At 52.2% G+C, this 17,303-nt stretch carries 8 protein-coding genes; all 8 read left to right on the top strand.

Annotation, left to right across the window (positions count from 1 at the left end):
* Positions 1-5: 5 nt before the first annotated feature.
* The 8 genes from rbr (at position 6) to DWU89_RS11125 (ending at position 16,357) form a co-directional block, all read left to right on the top strand.
* Positions 6-584 (top strand): rubrerythrin, encoded by a 579-nt coding sequence (rbr, locus tag DWU89_RS11160; protein ID WP_115499728.1) that lies wholly within the window; start codon positions 6-8, stop codon positions 582-584.
* Positions 585-706: 122 nt separating this feature from the next.
* On the top strand, positions 707-1,600 hold the full coding sequence (locus DWU89_RS11155) for an ABC transporter ATP-binding protein (protein WP_115499727.1): 894 nt from the start codon (positions 707-709) through the stop codon (positions 1,598-1,600).
* A 17-nt stretch (positions 1,601-1,617) separates the two neighbouring features.
* Positions 1,618-4,890 (top strand): golvesin C-terminal-like domain-containing protein, encoded by a 3,273-nt coding sequence (locus tag DWU89_RS11150; protein ID WP_115499765.1) that lies wholly within the window; start codon positions 1,618-1,620, stop codon positions 4,888-4,890.
* A gap of 20 nt (positions 4,891-4,910) precedes the next feature.
* Entirely contained in the window at positions 4,911-6,407 is a 1,497-nt protein-coding gene (locus DWU89_RS11145) for a TolC family protein (RefSeq protein WP_115499764.1), read from the top strand.
* A 6-nt stretch (positions 6,408-6,413) separates the two neighbouring features.
* Positions 6,414-7,475, top strand: coding sequence for an efflux RND transporter periplasmic adaptor subunit (locus DWU89_RS11140; RefSeq protein WP_115499726.1), 1,062 nt, complete (start codon positions 6,414-6,416; stop codon positions 7,473-7,475).
* 98 nt (positions 7,476-7,573) lie between these two features.
* The gene (locus DWU89_RS11135; RefSeq protein ID WP_115499725.1) at positions 7,574-10,738 is read left to right on the top strand and encodes an efflux RND transporter permease subunit; all 3,165 of its coding nucleotides are present in this window, start codon (positions 7,574-7,576) and stop codon (positions 10,736-10,738) included.
* A gap of 2 nt (positions 10,739-10,740) precedes the next feature.
* Positions 10,741-15,642 (top strand): efflux RND transporter permease subunit, encoded by a 4,902-nt coding sequence (locus DWU89_RS11130; protein ID WP_115499724.1) that lies wholly within the window; start codon positions 10,741-10,743, stop codon positions 15,640-15,642.
* 1 nt (position 15,643) lies between these two features.
* Entirely contained in the window at positions 15,644-16,357 is a 714-nt protein-coding gene (locus DWU89_RS11125) for a hypothetical protein (protein WP_115499723.1), read from the top strand.
* Positions 16,358-17,303 lie beyond the last annotated feature (946 nt).

The following is a 17,303-nucleotide window of genomic DNA, read 5'->3' as shown; positions in this document are numbered from 1 at the left end:
GCGTTATGGAAAAAAGTATTAAGGGTACTCGTACCGAGCAGAATCTGCTGAAATCATTTGCCGGAGAATCTCAGGCAAGAAGTCGTTACACATTTTTTGCAAGTGTAGCTAAAAAAGAAGGTTACGAACAAATTGCAGGTGTGTTTATGGAAACAGCTGAACAGGAAAAGGAACATGCAAAGCGTTTCTTCAAATTCCTGGAAGGTGGAATGGTTGAAATTACAGCTTCTTATCCGGCTGGCGTGATCGGAACAACTGCTGAAAATCTGGCTGCCGCTGCTGCTGGCGAAAACGAAGAATGGGCAGACCTTTATCCGGCTTTTGCTGATATCGCAGACGAAGAAGGCTTCAAGGAAATCGCTGTCGTTTTCCGTATGATCGCAAAGGTGGAAGCTGAACACGAAAGACGTTACCGCAAGCTGTTGGCTAACGTGGAAGCAAACAAGGTATTCGAAAAAGACGAAGCTATCATGTGGCAGTGCCGTAACTGCGGTTTCGTATTCGAAGGCAAGAAGGCTCCGATGAAATGTCCGGCATGTGCTCACCCGCAGGCTTATTTCGAACCGATGAAACAGAACTATTAATTATCTTATTAGTTTTTAAATTAGGGCGCTCCCTTACAATATTATGTTGTAAGGGAGCGTTTTTTATGAAATAAACTCTATCTTTAGCCCGACTATTTATATGAATCAGAATTTACCTGTTGATGAGCATATCGATAAGAAATCTCAATAAAGTGTATCCGAATGGAAACCACGCACTAAAAGATGTCAATCTGGAAATACCGACCGGTATGTTCGGGCTGTTGGGGCCGAATGGCGCAGGTAAGTCTACCCTGATGCGTATCCTTGTCGCACTTATGGAACCGACCTCCGGTGAAGTCGATATCTGCGGCTACGACCTGATGAAGCAGCGGAAAGAGATACGGGGCATATTGGGGTATCTTCCGCAGGACTTCCGTTTCTTTGCCAAATATAAAACGTACGAGTTTTTGGACTACGCTGCGCGTCTTTCCGGAATAAACCGTAAGTCTTTCCGGAAGAAAGCGGTGGATGAGATGTTGGAGAACGTGGGGCTTTTCGATGTGCGCGACCGCTATGCCAACAAGCTGTCGGGAGGTATGAAGCGCCGTTTGGGGATTGCGCAGGCGTTGATCCATCATCCGAAGGTGATTATCGTGGACGAGCCGACTACGGGGCTCGACCCGGAAGAGCGCATCCGTTTCCGTAACCTGCTGTCGGAAGTCAGTGAGAATGACGTGACGATTATCCTGTCGACGCATATCGTGGGGGATATTTCGAGTACCTGCAACTGCATGGCGCTGATGAATAAGGGGGAAGTGTCGTTTTTCGGTTCTCCGCAGGATATGCTGAAGCAGGCGGAAGGGAAGGTGTGGCGCATACGGGTGAGTAGTGACGAACTGCATGAGGTGGACAAACAGTACCCTGTTATCTCGACCATTCCTTCCGGTACGGGTTGGGAAGTGCAGGTGGTGGCCGATGAGGTGCGGGGGTATGAGGCGGAGTCTTATACACCTAACCTGGAACATGCCTACGTCTATTATATGGAGAATAAGTTGAACCGGTGGAGAAACGATTAAAGGAGGTTGCCTGCGAGATGTCATTTATCACAAACATACAATCCGTTGCTAAATACGAAAGCAAGATACTGGTGCGAAGCTGGTTCTTCCGGATCTTCACGCTGCTTGCCGTCGCCTTTTTAGGGTTCTTCAACTTTGCTATGCTGTTGATGGAGGATAGCGGGGGGCTTTGGTTCGAGAAATCGGTTGCTTCCAATATACCTTATTTTAGTCTGTTGCTGTTGAACACGGGGCAGGCGGTGGTGGCTGTCTTCCTCTCGTCCGAGTTCCTGAAGCGGGATAAGAAGCTCGATACGTCCGAAGTCTTTTATGTCCGTCCGCTCAGCAATGCGGAATATGTGGTCGGGAAGATATGGGGAAACCTGCGTGTGTTCCTGCTTCTGAATGTGCTGATATTGGGGATTGTGATGGCTTTAAACTTTATGGCGCCCGGTATTGCGGTCGACTGGCAGGCCTATTTCATCTATTTCTTCCTGGTCAGCCTGCCGACGCTTATTTTTATTATCGGGCTTTCCATTTTCCTGATGTTGTTGTTGAAGAACCAGGCGTTGACCTTTATCCTGTTGTTGGGGTATATCGGGTTGACGTTGTTCTATATACAGGATAAGTTTTGTTACCTGTTCGATTATATGGCGTATAACCTGCCGTTGTTCAAATCGACGATTGTCGGGTTTAGCAGTCCGGAGTTGATGTTGAATCACCGGGCTATCTACCTTTTTGCCGGATTGGGATTTATCTTCTTTACGATCTTTCTGTTCAAGCGGTTGCCTAATGCCCGGCGGAGTCATTATCCCTGGTTGTTCCTTTCCCTCTGTATGTTCGGGGTGGCGGGGACGGCGGGTTTCCGGCATATACGCCTTATCCTGGAGGAAGGAGAGGTGCGGGCTTTATACACAAGCATCAACAATAAATATGTCCATACGCCTAAGATGGTGATCGACTGCTATGATATTTCGGTGGAACAGAAGCCTGAATCGATCGAATCGGTCGTCACGATGAAAGGGGCGGCCCTTGCCGCATCCGATGTCTTTACCTTCTGCCTGAATCCGGGATTGAAGGTGGAAGAGGTAAGGGAAGGGGAGAAGGCGCTCGATTTTAAACGGGACAAACAGATCCTGCTGGTGGATTTCGGTAGGAAGATAGAGGAGGGGGACACGGTTTCGCTTTCGGTACGCTATGCGGGACGGATAGCGGATAACTTCTGTTACCTGGATATTCCGGCCGAGGTCTTGCAGGAACCGTATGAGAAGGAACTACTGAAGATAGATAAGAAATATAGTTTCCAGACACCCGACTATGTGCTGTTTACACCCGAGACATATTGGTATCCCCGTCCCGGCACAGCATACAGCGATGTGAGTCCGGACTGGCAGCAGACCTATTTCAGCCGTTTCCGGCTGGATGTGAAGCCACTGCCCGGGCTGGTTGCCGTTTCGCAGTCGGGTAATGCCCCCTATCAGTCAGTCTCGCTGATTATCGGGCGGTATGAGCAGAAGAGCTTCGAGAGCGACAGTACGCTCTATAGTGTCTGGCATATAAAAGGGCATGACTATTATCAGGCGGCTTTCGATTCGATCCGCGATACGATTCCGGGACTTGTCCGGAACCTGCGGGATAATCTGGAACGCACTTATAAGTTGAGCTATCCGTTCGACCGCTTCTCGGTGGTGGAGGTCCCCGCACAGTTCTATAGCTATGTCCGTTCCTGGTCGCAGGCGCAGGAGGTTGTGCAGCCGGAGATGGTTCTTTTCCCCGAAATGGGGTGTATGTTCAACCAGATGGACTTCGTCAGGAGCAAGAAAAACCAGTTGAGATGGGCGAAACGCGGAGGGCGGGAGATTAGCGAGGAGGAGGCTGAGATACGGACGTTGAACAGTTTCCTGTGGATATTCTCGCAGACGGAGGGTAATTATAACTTCTCTTCCGGCAGCCGGGGCAAGTTCAATATCTCTTCCCAGAGCAATCCTTATCTGTTGTTTCCCGAGCTTTATAATTTCCGGTACAATATCTATTCATCCGCATGGCCCGTTACGAACCGTATCATCGAGCTTTACCTGCAAAAGAAAGCCGATAACAACGGTTGGGAGCGGGAGATTAACGGCATCAGTAATAACGAGAAGGCGAACCTGCTGATGGAGAAGCAGTCGTTTAAGGAGCTGCTGTCCGATGTCGAACATCGTGACTTGCTGAACAATATTATCAGTCTGAAAGGCTACAGCCTGTTTGCCCCTGCCGAGGTAAATATCGGGGTCAGCCTGTTCCGCGATTCCCTGTATGCCGTGCTGAAACGGAATGAGTTTAAAAACATTCGTTTCGAGTCTCTGCTCGATACGTTAGGGATGATCAGCCGGTCCGATATCCGTTCGGGTATCTCTGCTTGGGAACGTCCGACGCCGCTTCCGTTCTATACGATCGGACAGCCCGGGGTGACGAAGGTAACGAATAAGGGGCAGGAGAGTTTTGTGTTGAAACAGTTGGTGAGCAATAATTCAGATTACGACGGGATGCTCCAGCTCGATATACAGGCCAGGGGCAATGGTCCGGATATCGATCCGCGCACCAGCCGGAAACTGCCGCTTGCCGCCCATCAGACCAAGCTGTTGGTAACCGTTTGGGAGGATGCGCCTCTTCAGGTGGATGTCAATACGCTGATATCCGGTAACCTGCCGAATGTGCTGAACCTGCCTATCACCAATATCCCGGAAGAACGGGAGCGTACGGTCGATCCGGAAGGAGATTTCATCGTACAAAACTTTTCTCCCGAGGCGGAGGGGGAGGTGATCGTCGATAATGAAGATGCGCTTTTCTCCCTGTCCGAACCGGCCGTTGTCGGGCTGCTGCCTAAATGGCTCGATAAGGTGGAAGACACCTCCTTCAAGTATGCCGGCGTTTCTCCCTGGCGCGCTCCGCTTCAGTGGACGGCGACGACGAATGCGGCTTACTACGGCCGCTATATCCGTTCCGCCTATGTCATCAAGAGTGGCAACGGGAACCAGACGGCTACCTGGAAAGTGCCTGTCCCGGCTGCCGGGCAATATGATGTCTATTATTATGTTTCCAAGGATAACGAATTGAAATATAATAAGCAGGCCGGCGGGGAATACCACTTCAAGGTGGCCTATGATGAGGAGAGCGAAGATGCGTATATAGATTTGAAGAAGGCGAATGAAGGGTGGGAGCCTTTAGGGGCTTACTACTTCAGCGGCGATACGATCCGGATCACCCTCACGAACGAGTGCAAGCTCCGGAGTGTTACGGCCGATGCGGTCAAAATAGTAAAACGATATTAATTAGTAGATTACGATACATGATGCAAAGAGAGTTACTATCCATGAAAAAGATGCTGCTGACAGGCCTTGCCTGCTTGAGCCTGTCGGTCCCTTCCTACGGGCAGATCGCGCTGACGATCGAGAAGGCGATGGATATTGCGGAAGAGAACAGCCCTTCCCTGCGTCGTTCCCACATGAACCTGGAACGCTACCAGCAGAACCTGGTTGCACAGCGGGCCTCCCTGAAATCGAGGTTCTCGCTGAACCTTAATCCGGTGGACTATAGCAAGAGCCGTAGTTTCGACAACCGTTTGTCGCAATGGTACACGAATGAGAGGTTCAGTACGAGCGGGACGTTCCAGGTCGACCAGCCGATCTTGTGGACGGATGGTGTCCTTTCGCTGATCAACCGTTTCGGATGGCAGGACAACAACTCCAATATAGACGGGACGAAGACCAGCAACAAGGCTTTCAGTAACGACCTCTATCTGCAACTCTCGCAGCCTATCTTTACCTATAACAAGCGTAAGATGGAACTGCAACAGATCGAATATGACTACGAGAATGCCAATATCAGCTATGCCCTGCAACGGCTCAATACGGAGAAAGACATCACCCAGCAGTTCTATTCCGTTTATATGGCGCAAAGCCAGCTGGCCATTACGAAGGAAGAACTGACCAACGCACAGCAGAGCTATGATATCATCAAGAATAAGGTCGAAGCCGACCTGGCCGCCCGCGATGAACTGTTCCAGGCGGAGGTAAACTTAGCATCCGCCCGTTCCTCTATGGAAGAGCAGCAAGTTTCGCTCGAAAACGCGAAAGACCAGCTGAAGCAGACGTTGGGGATGAACCTGGACGAAGACCTGATGGTCTTTGCCGAAGTGCAGATCAAGCCGGTGGAGGTGAACCTGGAAAAGGCGATCCAGCATGGCCTCGAGTCGCGCCTCGAACTTCGCCAGCGGGAGATCGAGAGCAAGGAACTGGCTTTTGACATGATCAAGACAAAGGCGTTGAACGAATTTAAGGGCGACATTTCGCTCTCGTTCGGTCTGATCGGTGATAACCGCCACCTGGACCAGATCTATAACAACCCGACGCAGAACCCCCGCGTCGCGATTACATTCTCTGTTCCTATCTTCGACTGGGGAGAAAAGAAAGCCCGTGTCAAGGCGCAGGAGGTAGCCCAGAAGATCAACCAACTGGAATTTCACGAAGACAAGGTGAGCATCGAGCTGAATATCCGTCAGACCTGGCGCAGCTTGGAGAACCTGCTTTCGCAGATCAAGATCGCCGAACAGAACGTACTGAACGCCCAGCGTACCTACGACCTGAACCTGACCCGCTACCGCGAAGGCGATATCACCGGTATGGACATGAACCAGTTCCAGACGCAGCTTTCCAATAAGAAGATTGCCTACACGCAATCGCTTATCAACTATAAAATCGAATTGTTGAACCTCAAAATACTTTCCCTCTACGACTTCGAGCACGATGTGGCTGTTGTTCCGATGAAAGATTTAATAACGAAAAAATAAACGGTTATGAAGCACTATAATACCATCCTTGTTTCTCTTTCGCTGTCAGCTGTTTTACTGGCCGGTTGTAACAATCAGCCTCAAAATACGCAGAACGATATTGCAACCCCTGTCTCCGTGATGGAACTCAAGAAAGGTTCTATCAGCAAGTTGGTCAATACTACCGGGACGGCACAGCCCACCTACGGCGTCACCCTCAATTCCGAGATGAGCGGCCTGTATAAGTTACAGACGAACCCGCGTACCGGTAAGCCCTTTAAGTTGGGTGATCTCGTTTCCAAAGGGCAACTGATCGTCCGCCTCGAAGACAAAGAGTATGAGAACGGCATTGCGATCGACGCCAAAGAACTGAGCCTCGAAATAGCCGAGCAGGAGCAGGTGAAGCAGAAAGCCCTTTACGAAAAGGGTGGCGTGACACTTAGCGAGATGCGTAACACGGAGGTAAAGGTGACGAACGCCCGCTACGACTTCGAGAACGGCAAGCTCAATCTGGAAAAGATGAACATCACGGCTCCCTTCGACGGTGTGATTGTCGACCTGCCGCATTATACGTCCGATGTCCGGATCGAGCAGGGGAAACCGGTTGTCGGCATCATGGACTATGCCCGCATGTATATGGACATCAACCTGCCGGAAAGCGCTATCGGATATGTGAAGGCGGATCAGCCGGTCCGTATCACCCACTATACTTTGCCGGAAGATACGATCAAAGGGGTGATCAGCGAACTGTCGCCGGCTATCAGCTCCGAGACGCGTACTTTCAAGGGAAAGATACTGATCCAGAACGACGGTCTCAAACTCCGTCCTGGAATGTTCGTCAAGGCGGATATCATCGTCAACAAGGCGGACAGCGCCATTATCATCCCGAAAGATGTGATCCAGTCCAACCGCCGTACCAAATACGTTTATATCGTTGAAAAGAACACCGCCCTGCTTCGGGAACTGAAGACCGGCCTCGAAGACGACAAGAACATCCAGGTTCTGGAAGGCCTGAAGGAAAACGACAACCTGGTGGTGAAAGGCTTCGAGACGTTGAAGGAGAATGCGAAGGTAAAAGTACAAAAATAATGTGCCAATATGCCAATGTGGCGCTTCGCTAAATATGCGAATGAATTGGTACATTTCATTGGCACATTGGCATATTAGCACATCAGCACATTATTAATATGAAAAGCATTATCAAATTTGCAGTAAGCAACCCGGTCACTATCTGCATGCTCGTACTGGCGATCCTGCTGTTGGGCAAGATATCCTATGACCAGTTGGCTGTCGACCTGCTGCCCGACCTGAATAACCCCCGGCTCTTTATCGAGCTGAAGGCAGGCGAACGTCCGCCGGAGGAGATAGAGAAGCAGTTCGTCAAGAACATCGAATCGATGGCAATACGCCAGAGCGATGTGACGCAGGTGTCGTCCGTGATCCGTGCCGGTTCTGCCCGTATCACCGTCGAATATACCTGGAAGAAGGATATGGACGAGGCTTTCCTCGATTTGCAGAAAGCGATGAATCCGTATGCCCAGAACAAGGATATCACCGAACTGAAGATCACGCAGCACGACCCGAACCAGTCGCCCGTCGTCCTGATCGGCCTCTCGCACCGCAGCATTACCGATATGGCGGAGCTCCGCAAGGTGGCCGAGAGCTATATCCGTAACGAACTGATCCGCCTGGAAGGTGTTGCCGATGTCACGCTGTCCGGCGATGAGGTCAGTACGCTGACGATCCGTACCGATCCCTATAAGTTAGATGCCTTTAAGCTGACCGTTAATGATATTTCCTCCAAGATAGAAGCCAACAATCAGAGCATCTCCGGTGGCCGAGTCAGCGAGTTGGGATTGCAATACCTGGTAAAGAGTTCGAGCCTCTTTGCTACGGAAAGCGATTTCGAGAATCTGATCGTCGGCTATAAGGCGGTCAAGGTGGAGGAAGGCGCTTCGGCAACAGCCGGTAGCACGACGGCAGGAAGTGTCGATAAGGCGCCGATCTTTTTGAAAGAAGTTGCCGATGTCCGGTTCGAGAATGCACGGCCTGAGAATATTGTCCGTATCAATGGCGAGCGCAGCATCGGGCTGTCGGTCTATAAGGAGATGCGGTTTAATACCATAAAGGTGGTAGACGGCGTGATCCGCCAGTTGGGGATGATCGAACAGGCGTTGCCCGGCTACCGTTTCCAGGTGATTACCAACCAGGGGACTTTTATCAAGAATGCGATCGGGGAGGTGAAGAACAGTGCCGTGTTAGGTATTATCCTGGCGGTGATCATTATCTTCGTTTTCCTCCGACGATTGGGGACGACGCTGATTGTCAGTCTGGCGATCCCGATCTCGATCGTTGCCACGTTCAACCTGATGTTCTTCAATCATCTTACCCTGAACATTATGACACTCGGCGGTCTGGCCCTCGGGGCGGGTATGCTGGTCGACAATGCGATCGTAGTGATCGAGAGTATCTTCCGTAACCAGGAGAAAGGGATGACGGTGCGCGAAGCTGCCATTACGGGAACGTCCGAAGTGGCGGGGGCTGTTATCGCCTCGACGTTGACGACGATCGTCGTGTTCCTGCCGATCGTCTACCTGCATGGCGCCTCCGGAGAGTTGTTTAAGGACCAGGCCTGGACGGTGACCTTCTCGTTAGTGTCGTCGCTGTTTGTGGCGGTGTTGGTGATCCCGATGTTATATGACCGGATTACCGGACGACGGGATAATGGTGATGGCGTGGGTGGCGTATGTAGAGACGCACGGCCGTGCGTCTCTACGGTCGAAACGACGACGGTGGATACAACGCAGACGGTAATTGGCATTCGGATTACCGCCTACGCCCCCTTCCTGCGTGCCCTCTTACGGCACCGTTGGGTGGTGATCGGCTGTGCCGTGGGGTTGATTGCGCTGGCGGGTTTGCTGGTGCCTTTTATCGGGACGGAGTTTATGCCCCGGGCAGAGAGCCGGGCTTTCACGGCTGTTATCAAGCTGCCGGAAGGGACTCCGTTAGAACGTACCGCTTCGGCCGTCGGGAACTTAGAAACATTGATGCACACGATTTCTCAGGATTCGCTTTGTACGATCTACAGCCATATCGGGTCGGGGAGCGGCTCGGAGAATGATATATTCGAGGGAGAGAATACTGCCGTAATGAAAGTGATCCTCTCGCCTTCCTGCCCTGTCCCGCCGGAGGTGGTCATGGAACAGTTCGTGCAGACCACTGAAAACACCGAAGGATTGGAAATCACCCTGAAGCAGGAAGAGAACTCCCTCAGCTCCCTCTTAGGCAGCGAAGGCGCTCCCATTGTCGTAGAGGTGAAGGGAGAGGAACTGGACGAGATCGCCGCCCTTACGGATGAGGTGAAGCAGCGTCTCGGGGATGTCAGGGGCATCTATAACATCCAGTCGTCCGTCGAAGACGGCGCCCCCGAGGTGACTATCTCCGTCGACCGCACGGTTGCCGGTATCAATAACGTAAGCGTCTCAACCGTTATCGAGCAGTTGAAGCAGCAGCTCACCGGCCTGGAATCCGGCAAGATGGAGTACAGGGGAGAGATGCGCGACATCCTGATCAAAGTGCCCGACATCACCCTGCGTGACCTCGGTACGCTCGTCATACGGAGCGGCGAGAAGGAATTCCGCCTGCAGGAGATCGCCACGATCACCCATTCACAGGCGCCGAAGGAGATCTTCCGCCGCAACCAGAACCGTATCAGTAAGGTGACCGCCAGTCTCGACGCCGGGCATTCGCTCGACCGTGTTGCCGCCGATATACGGCTTGCCGTGAAAGATATCGACCTGCCGAACAACTATTCGATCACCGTCACCGGAGAAGAAGAGAAACGCCAGGAGTCCATGAACAGCCTCCTGTTTGCCCTTGCCCTCTCGGTTATCCTGGTCTATATGGTGCTTGCTTCGCAGTTCGAGTCGCTGTTGCATCCTTTCACGATCCTGCTGACGATTCCGTTGGCGGTCGTAGGGGCGATCCTGTTGTTCTTCCTGACCGGGACGACGATCAACATGATGGGTGTGATCGGTATCGTGATGCTGGTCGGTATAGCGGTGAACAATTCGATTATCCTGGTCGACCGTATCAACCAGTTGATCCAGGCCGGTATGCCGCTCGACGATGCGATTGTGGAGGCCGGCAGCCAGCGTATCCGTCCGATCCTGATGACCACGCTTACGACGATCCTTGCCCTCCTGCCGATGACGTTCGGTTTCGGGGAAGGCGCATCGCTCCGTTCGCCTATGGCGATAGCGGTGATCGGGGGGCTTGTCACCTCGACGGTCATGAGTTTAGTGGTGATACCGTGTGTTTATTACGTGTTTGAGAAGATGAAAAGAAGATAAGTATGAACTTTTTACTACATAGAAGGATTGCGATTTGCATGCTGTTTATAGCCCTGACAGGCCTCGGCTATGTCTCGTATAAGCAGTTGCCCGTCGAGTTGTTGCCCAATGCGGAGCTGCCGATGCTCTTCGTGCAGGTTTCTGCCCGGCAGGATATGGACCCGTCGTATGTGGAGTCGGAGGTCATCATCCCGCTCGAAGGTGCGATCGGCACGATAGGCGGTGTGGAACAGATCGAATCGCAGGTCGACAGCCGCCAATCCTCTATCAAGATAGACTTCAAGCCGAACGTAAACTTCAAGATCACCGCCCTCAAGCTGCAGGAGAAGATCAACGAGACAGCCTCGACCCTGCCCGAAGGTTTCACGGTACAGATACAGAAGATAGACGTCTCTATGCTTAGCGGCGGCTTCATGTTGTTGCAGGTGCGCGGTTCGGGCGGTACCGACCGTGTCCGTAACCTCGTGGAGAAGGAGATACGTCCCGACCTGGAAAATATCGACGGGATCGCCTCGGTCAACGTCTACGGAGGCCGTGAGAAGGCGATCGAAGTGCAGCTCGACCCCGATGCCTGCAAGGCGCTTAACCTGACACCTTCCACTATCAGCAGCATCCTGACGCAGAATACGCAGGAGAAAGCCTTTGTCGGATACGCCACAGAGCCTGACGGGAAGTATTTCGTACACGTCGACTCGCCCTACGCCGAAGTGTCGGACCTCGAGAACATCGTCGTCGCTCCCGGCCCTATCCTGCTGAAAGACATCGCCACGATCTTTTTCGACAAGAAGGAGGAGACCAGCTATAGCCGTGTGAACGGGAAAGACGCTGTCTCTGTCTCCCTGCTTGCCGACTCGCAGGCGAACCTGATTCAACTGTCCCACCGTACGACAGCCGTCATCGGCCGCCTGAACGAACAGCTTGCGCCGCTCGATCTCTCAATCGTGGTGGAGAGCAACCAGGCAGAGACGATGGAAGACAATATCGACCAGATTATCCACCTTGCCCTCGTCGGCGGCCTGCTTGCCGTTCTTATTCTCTGGCTGTTCCTGAAGAATCTCCGGCTGGTGTTCTTCATCGCCCTTTCTATTCCGATTTCGGTCTATACGGCGTTCAACTTCTTCTACGGGGCGGGGATCTCGATTAACAGCCTGACGCTGGTCGGTATGGCGTTAGCGATCGGTATGCTGCTGGATAATAGTGTGGTCGTCTTAGAGAACATATACCGTCTCTCGGCCGCCGGTAAGAGTCCCGAACAGTCGGTGACGCAAGGTACGCGAGAGGTCTGGCGCTCTATCTTAGCGGCTACGCTGACGACAGTTACGGTCTTCCTGCCTTTCGTCTTTTCCGATAACTTCCTGATCAAGCTTATGGGGCACCATATCGGCGTCTCGATCATCTCTACTCTGACAATCTCCCTCATCGTCGCCCTCCTCTTCATCCCGATGGCGACCTATACGGTGTTGAGGCGTAAACAAACGGAATTATCGGACGCAGATGACGCAGATAACGCAGAAGGACGCAGACTTTTCATGCGTCATCTGCGTCCGGTAATGCGTGGAGGGGACACTGTCTTCTACGAGAAGGTGTCCGTGACGCAGCGGCCTGTGCAGATATACTTAGTGCTGCTGAAGACTTGTATGCGGAATCCGGGTGTGACAATATTCGGGGCTGTCATCCTGCTCTTCGTCTCCCTGATCCTCTCGATCTCTCTCAATATACAGGACCGTAAAGAGGTGGAGAACGATCGTTTCAGTATCTATGTGACCATGCCTACAGGCAGCACGTTAGAGAATGCCGACCAGGTGGTCCGCGTCATTGAAGAACGCCTCGCCGAGTTCCCTGAGAAGCAAGACCTGATCAGCCGCATCCGCGAGACGGATGCCGAGCTGACGTTTGTCCTCAAAGAAGATTACCAGAAGATCGGAAAACGCAAGATCTCCGATATCAAGTCCGATGTGCAAACCCGCCTCCGGGCCATTAACGGCGCCGAGATATCCTTATCTTCCCCTTCGGGCGGAGGTCAGGGCGGAGCCTTTGGGGGAGGTAGCGATATGTCCGGTATGGGCGGTTTCATGCGCCTCCTCGGAATGGGTGAGAACCGTGAACGGATCGTTATCAAGGGTTCCGACTTCGACCGTATGCAGCGTGTGGCGGAAGACTTCCGTTACTACCTCGACGAGCAGGAGTTCATCCGCAACACCCGTGTCTCCTACAACCGCCGCCAGCCGGAGGTCCGTCTCGGCTTCGACCCGATCCTGCTCACCTCCTTCGATATCTCCCGCCAAAATATATCCTCCGGCCTCGCCTCGCTGAACCCGGAGATGTCTTCCGGAACCTCCTTTAAGGTTGGCGAAGACACCTACGACATCATCATCCGTAACCGGGAGAACCGGACGGAAGAAGAATTAGAAGCCGAAAAGAAGCAGGACAAGACGGTCGACGACCTCCGCGAAGTACGCATCCCGAATGCATCCGGCGGACTGCACCGCCTTGAAGACATCGCCACGATCGACTATGGACGGGGACGTGCCCGCATCACCCGTGTGAACCAGGACAAGCAGATCGAACTGTTCTACTCCTTCTCGCGCGACGTGGAAGATTCCAAAGACCTTCTCGAAGGCTACCGCTCGGATATCGACCAGTTGGTGGCGGGCTATAATCTCCCGTCGGGTGTGGCGGTCGAGGTGTTCCATGAGGAAGATACTTTTGCTGACTTCAAGTTCCTCCTGCTGGCAGCCTTTATCCTGATCTTTATGATCCTTGCCTCGGTGTTCGAATCCCTTGCGACACCGTTCGTCCTGCTGTTCTCCATTCCGTTAGCGGCTATCGGTTCTTTGTTAGCGCTGCTGCTGACGGGCAACAGTCTGCTGAATAATGCGAATGTGATGATCGGCTTCCTGATCCTGTTAGGCGTCGTGGTGAACAATGGTATTATCCTGATCGACTATGCCAATATCCTGCGGCGGCGTGGCTATCGCCGTAACCGGGCGTTGATGACGGCAGGGCTGTCGCGTATCCGTCCGATCCTGATTACCTCCATTACGACGATTGTCGCCATGTTCCCGATGGCGATGGGCAATGACGAGTATGCCGGTGCGATCGGTGCGCCTTTCGCCATTACCGTGATCGGCGGCCTGTCCTTCTCGGCATTGCTGACATTGATACTGATCCCGACTGTCTGCATGGGGCTGGAAAATACGTTGCAGTGGTACCGGGGCCTGTCGCCGAAGGTATGGGTGTTGCACGGCGTGCTCCTTGTTGCAGGCATGAGCTGCATCTATCTCTATGGCGGCAGCCTGTTGTGGCAATCTATCTATGGAGTGGTGTTGCTGGCCGGTACTCCGGGCATGACTTATTTTATGCAGACCAGCTTGCGCCGTGCCCGTTCGAAGGTGATCGACCCGGAGGCGGACATCCATATCTCCGTCCGCAACTTAGTGAAGATATACGACTGGCCGGGACGTGTCAGCCGCCAGTGGCGGAGCGGTCTGTTGATCCGCCGTCGGTTGGGCTTGGAGAAAAGCTACCTCGTTCCCGCGCTTGACGCGGGATCGCAAAAGAACAACCCCGATCCCTCTTCTGATGATGCAGACACCGCCAGTACCTCTGCGATCCCGCGTCAAGCGCGGGAAAGAGGGTTCTTTATGGAACTGAGCTGGCAGTTCGCCCTCTTAGGCTTCGCCATCTGGTTCACCTGGTTCTTTATCGGGAGCAGGCTGTGGATCTTTATCCTTTCCTTCGCAATCTATGCCGCCACGCTCTATCTGTGGAGGAAGGTGCGCGAATACCTCTACTGGCGTTTTGCCGGAAGCCGTACGGTGAGGATTCTCAACCGTGTCATCTTCTGGAGCATCCCGCCGCTGATCCTCTTCGCCCTGTTCCGCAGGTTGGACAATCCGAACCTCGTCAGTACCGTCGGGTTGCTGTGGGCGTTCTGTATCGCCGTTTACGTGACTGCCGGTTACCTGTTTGAGAAGGAGATCAATATCGAGCGTGTGAAGGGACGCTTTGCCGGACTCCGCCGTTCGTGGTTCCGGCTGGTGAAAGGCATCCCGCTGATCGGCAAACGCCGCCGCCCGTTCAAGGCGCTCCGGGGCGTGTCGTTCGAGATCCGTACCGGTATGTTCGGCTTGTTAGGACCTAACGGAGCGGGTAAATCCACCCTGATGCGCATCATCTGCGGCATCCTGGAGCAGAGTTACGGAAGCATCTGGATCAACGGACTCGACACCCGCATCTACCGGGAAGAGCTGCAGAGTCTCATCGGCTTTCTGCCGCAGGAGTTCGGGACGTACGAGAATATGTCGTCGTGGGAGTTCCTCGACTACCAGGCGATCCTGAAAGGCCTTGTCGACGGTGCTGTCCGCCGTGAGCGCCTCGAATATGTCCTCAAAGCCGTCCACATGTACGACCGAAAGGACGAGAAGATCGGCTCTTTCTCCGGCGGTATGAAACAGCGTATCGGTATCGCCTTGATCCTGTTGCACCTGCCGCGCATCTTAGTGGTCGACGAACCGACAGCCGGACTCGATCCGCGCGAACGTATCCGCTTCCGTAACTTGCTGGTCGAGTTGAGTAAGGACCGTATCGTCATCTTCTCCACCCATATCATCGAAGATATATCCAGCTCGTGCAGCCAGGTTGTCGTGATCAACAAGGGCGCCCTGCGTTACTTCGGTGACCCGGTCGATATGGTCGGTATGGCCGCCGGTAAAGTCTGGCAGTTCGATATCGACAAGACAGCGTTTGAACAAGCATTAGATAAATCCCGTATCGTCAACCATATCCAGAAAGACGACCGGATCCGGGTTCGCTATCTTTCCGCCGCCTTCCCCTACGAAGGCGCAGTGCAAGTCGAGCCGAACCTGGAAGATGCATATTTATGTTTATTAAAAGGATTATAGGATGACACTGAAACAACTCATATCCCTCTTGCCCCGCCTGGTTAAGTATAACCTGAAGATCATCTTTGCCGGGAAATTCATCTGGTTCCTGCTGGCGGCGTTCCTCTTCTTCGGCCTGTTCATGTTCCAGAGTGCCTGGAACCGGGCGGAGATCAACGAAGGGCTGATCTATAACCTCCTGATGTTCCCCTGCGTCCTGTTAGTGTTCTATCCCGCCGTGTTCGGCATCCAGAACGATGAGGACAGCCGGATATTGGAGATACTTTTCGGCATCCCCAACTATAAATATAAGGTATGGGGCATCCGTCTGTTGATGATCTACGTGGCGATCTTCGTGATCCTGATCGCCTTCTCGTGGTTGGCAACGCTGTTGCTCTATCCTGTCAATCCCCTCGAGATGGCCACGCAGCTGATGTTCCCGATCCTTTTCTTCGGCAACCTCGCCTTCATGTTTTCCACCATTACCCGCAGCGGTAACGGAACGGCTGTCCTGATGATCGTCATCGGTATCGTCCTCCTGATCTTCAGCAATACCCCCCTGATCGAGCGTTCCTTCTGGAACATCATGCTCAACCCCTTCTCCATCCCCCGCAATTTCCTGCCGATCATCTGGGAAGGCATCATCATCAAAAGCCGCATCTTCCTCCTCGTCGCCAGTATCGTCTGGATGCTCATCGGCCTGTTGAACTTGCAAAAGAGGGAGAAGTTCGTGTGACTTTCAACTATTCGAGGGGGACTTATTGTAAAAAACGCATTTTTCAGGTTCGGAAGACGCACGAAATAAAATAAATGTTAATCCACTTTTCAGCCGTCAAAAATGCACTTTTTTCCCTTTTCCGGGAGTTTTTTGCCATCACGACCGTCCTCTTCGCCATTGCGACCGTGCTAATCTTTGCGAGGTGCCGAGTGCATTACCCATTAGGACGGTCGTAATGGCGGTTATGACCGTCTTCTTTTGAAAAACGACCGTCCTCATGCCTAAAAACCGCTAAAATTTCCTTGGGATATTTGGAACGCCGTCCGTTTTATTTTGCTACAGGCGATTCTCCAGGAGTTAAGCTTTATCACTTTGACGGCGTTTCTGGTTTTCGACAATCAAAAAGAATGCCTTTTGGAATGGGCTGCGCATCTCACTTCATCTGTTGTCAGACAGGAAGGGATAATCAATGAAAAAAGTCAAACCAAAATCGACCAAAATTTCAGACGAAATAGAAAAACGGCCGAAATGGGGGTTATTGTAATTAATCCGATCTTGAACCCGTTCGTCAGCGAGTGACTTTTTTTCTAATTAGGTGAAAATTTTACAATAAAAGAAGCCTTCGACAAAGGCCATATTCTCGGAATGGAAAAAGATCAGTTGAATCAGCTCTTATACGTTAGTGTAAAAAGGTGCTGATCTTACGAATCACGAGTGGTAAGTGTTGGTATAATGCATTGAAAATCAATAAAATTACAACGATAAACGTGTGTAGTATGGAAGTTGCGGAACGTGCGGAAAACCCTCTTGGAAAAGTGTATTTTGTAAAAATACATTTAGAAAACCCTCGGCAGCTTTTCTTTCAAAAATGTAAGTGTTTTACTGCAAATGCTATTATCTTTTGAATATCAAAGCATATTTGCAAAGCAAAAATTTACTTGAAAAATGACTAAAAAAAACGTTC

It is taken from the genome of Parabacteroides acidifaciens, from assembly GCF_003363715.1.
GTDB classification, from domain to species: domain Bacteria; phylum Bacteroidota; class Bacteroidia; order Bacteroidales; family Tannerellaceae; genus Parabacteroides; species Parabacteroides acidifaciens.
The sequence above is the reverse complement of the archived record's forward strand: the minus strand, read 5'-3'. Positions and strand labels throughout refer to the sequence as shown.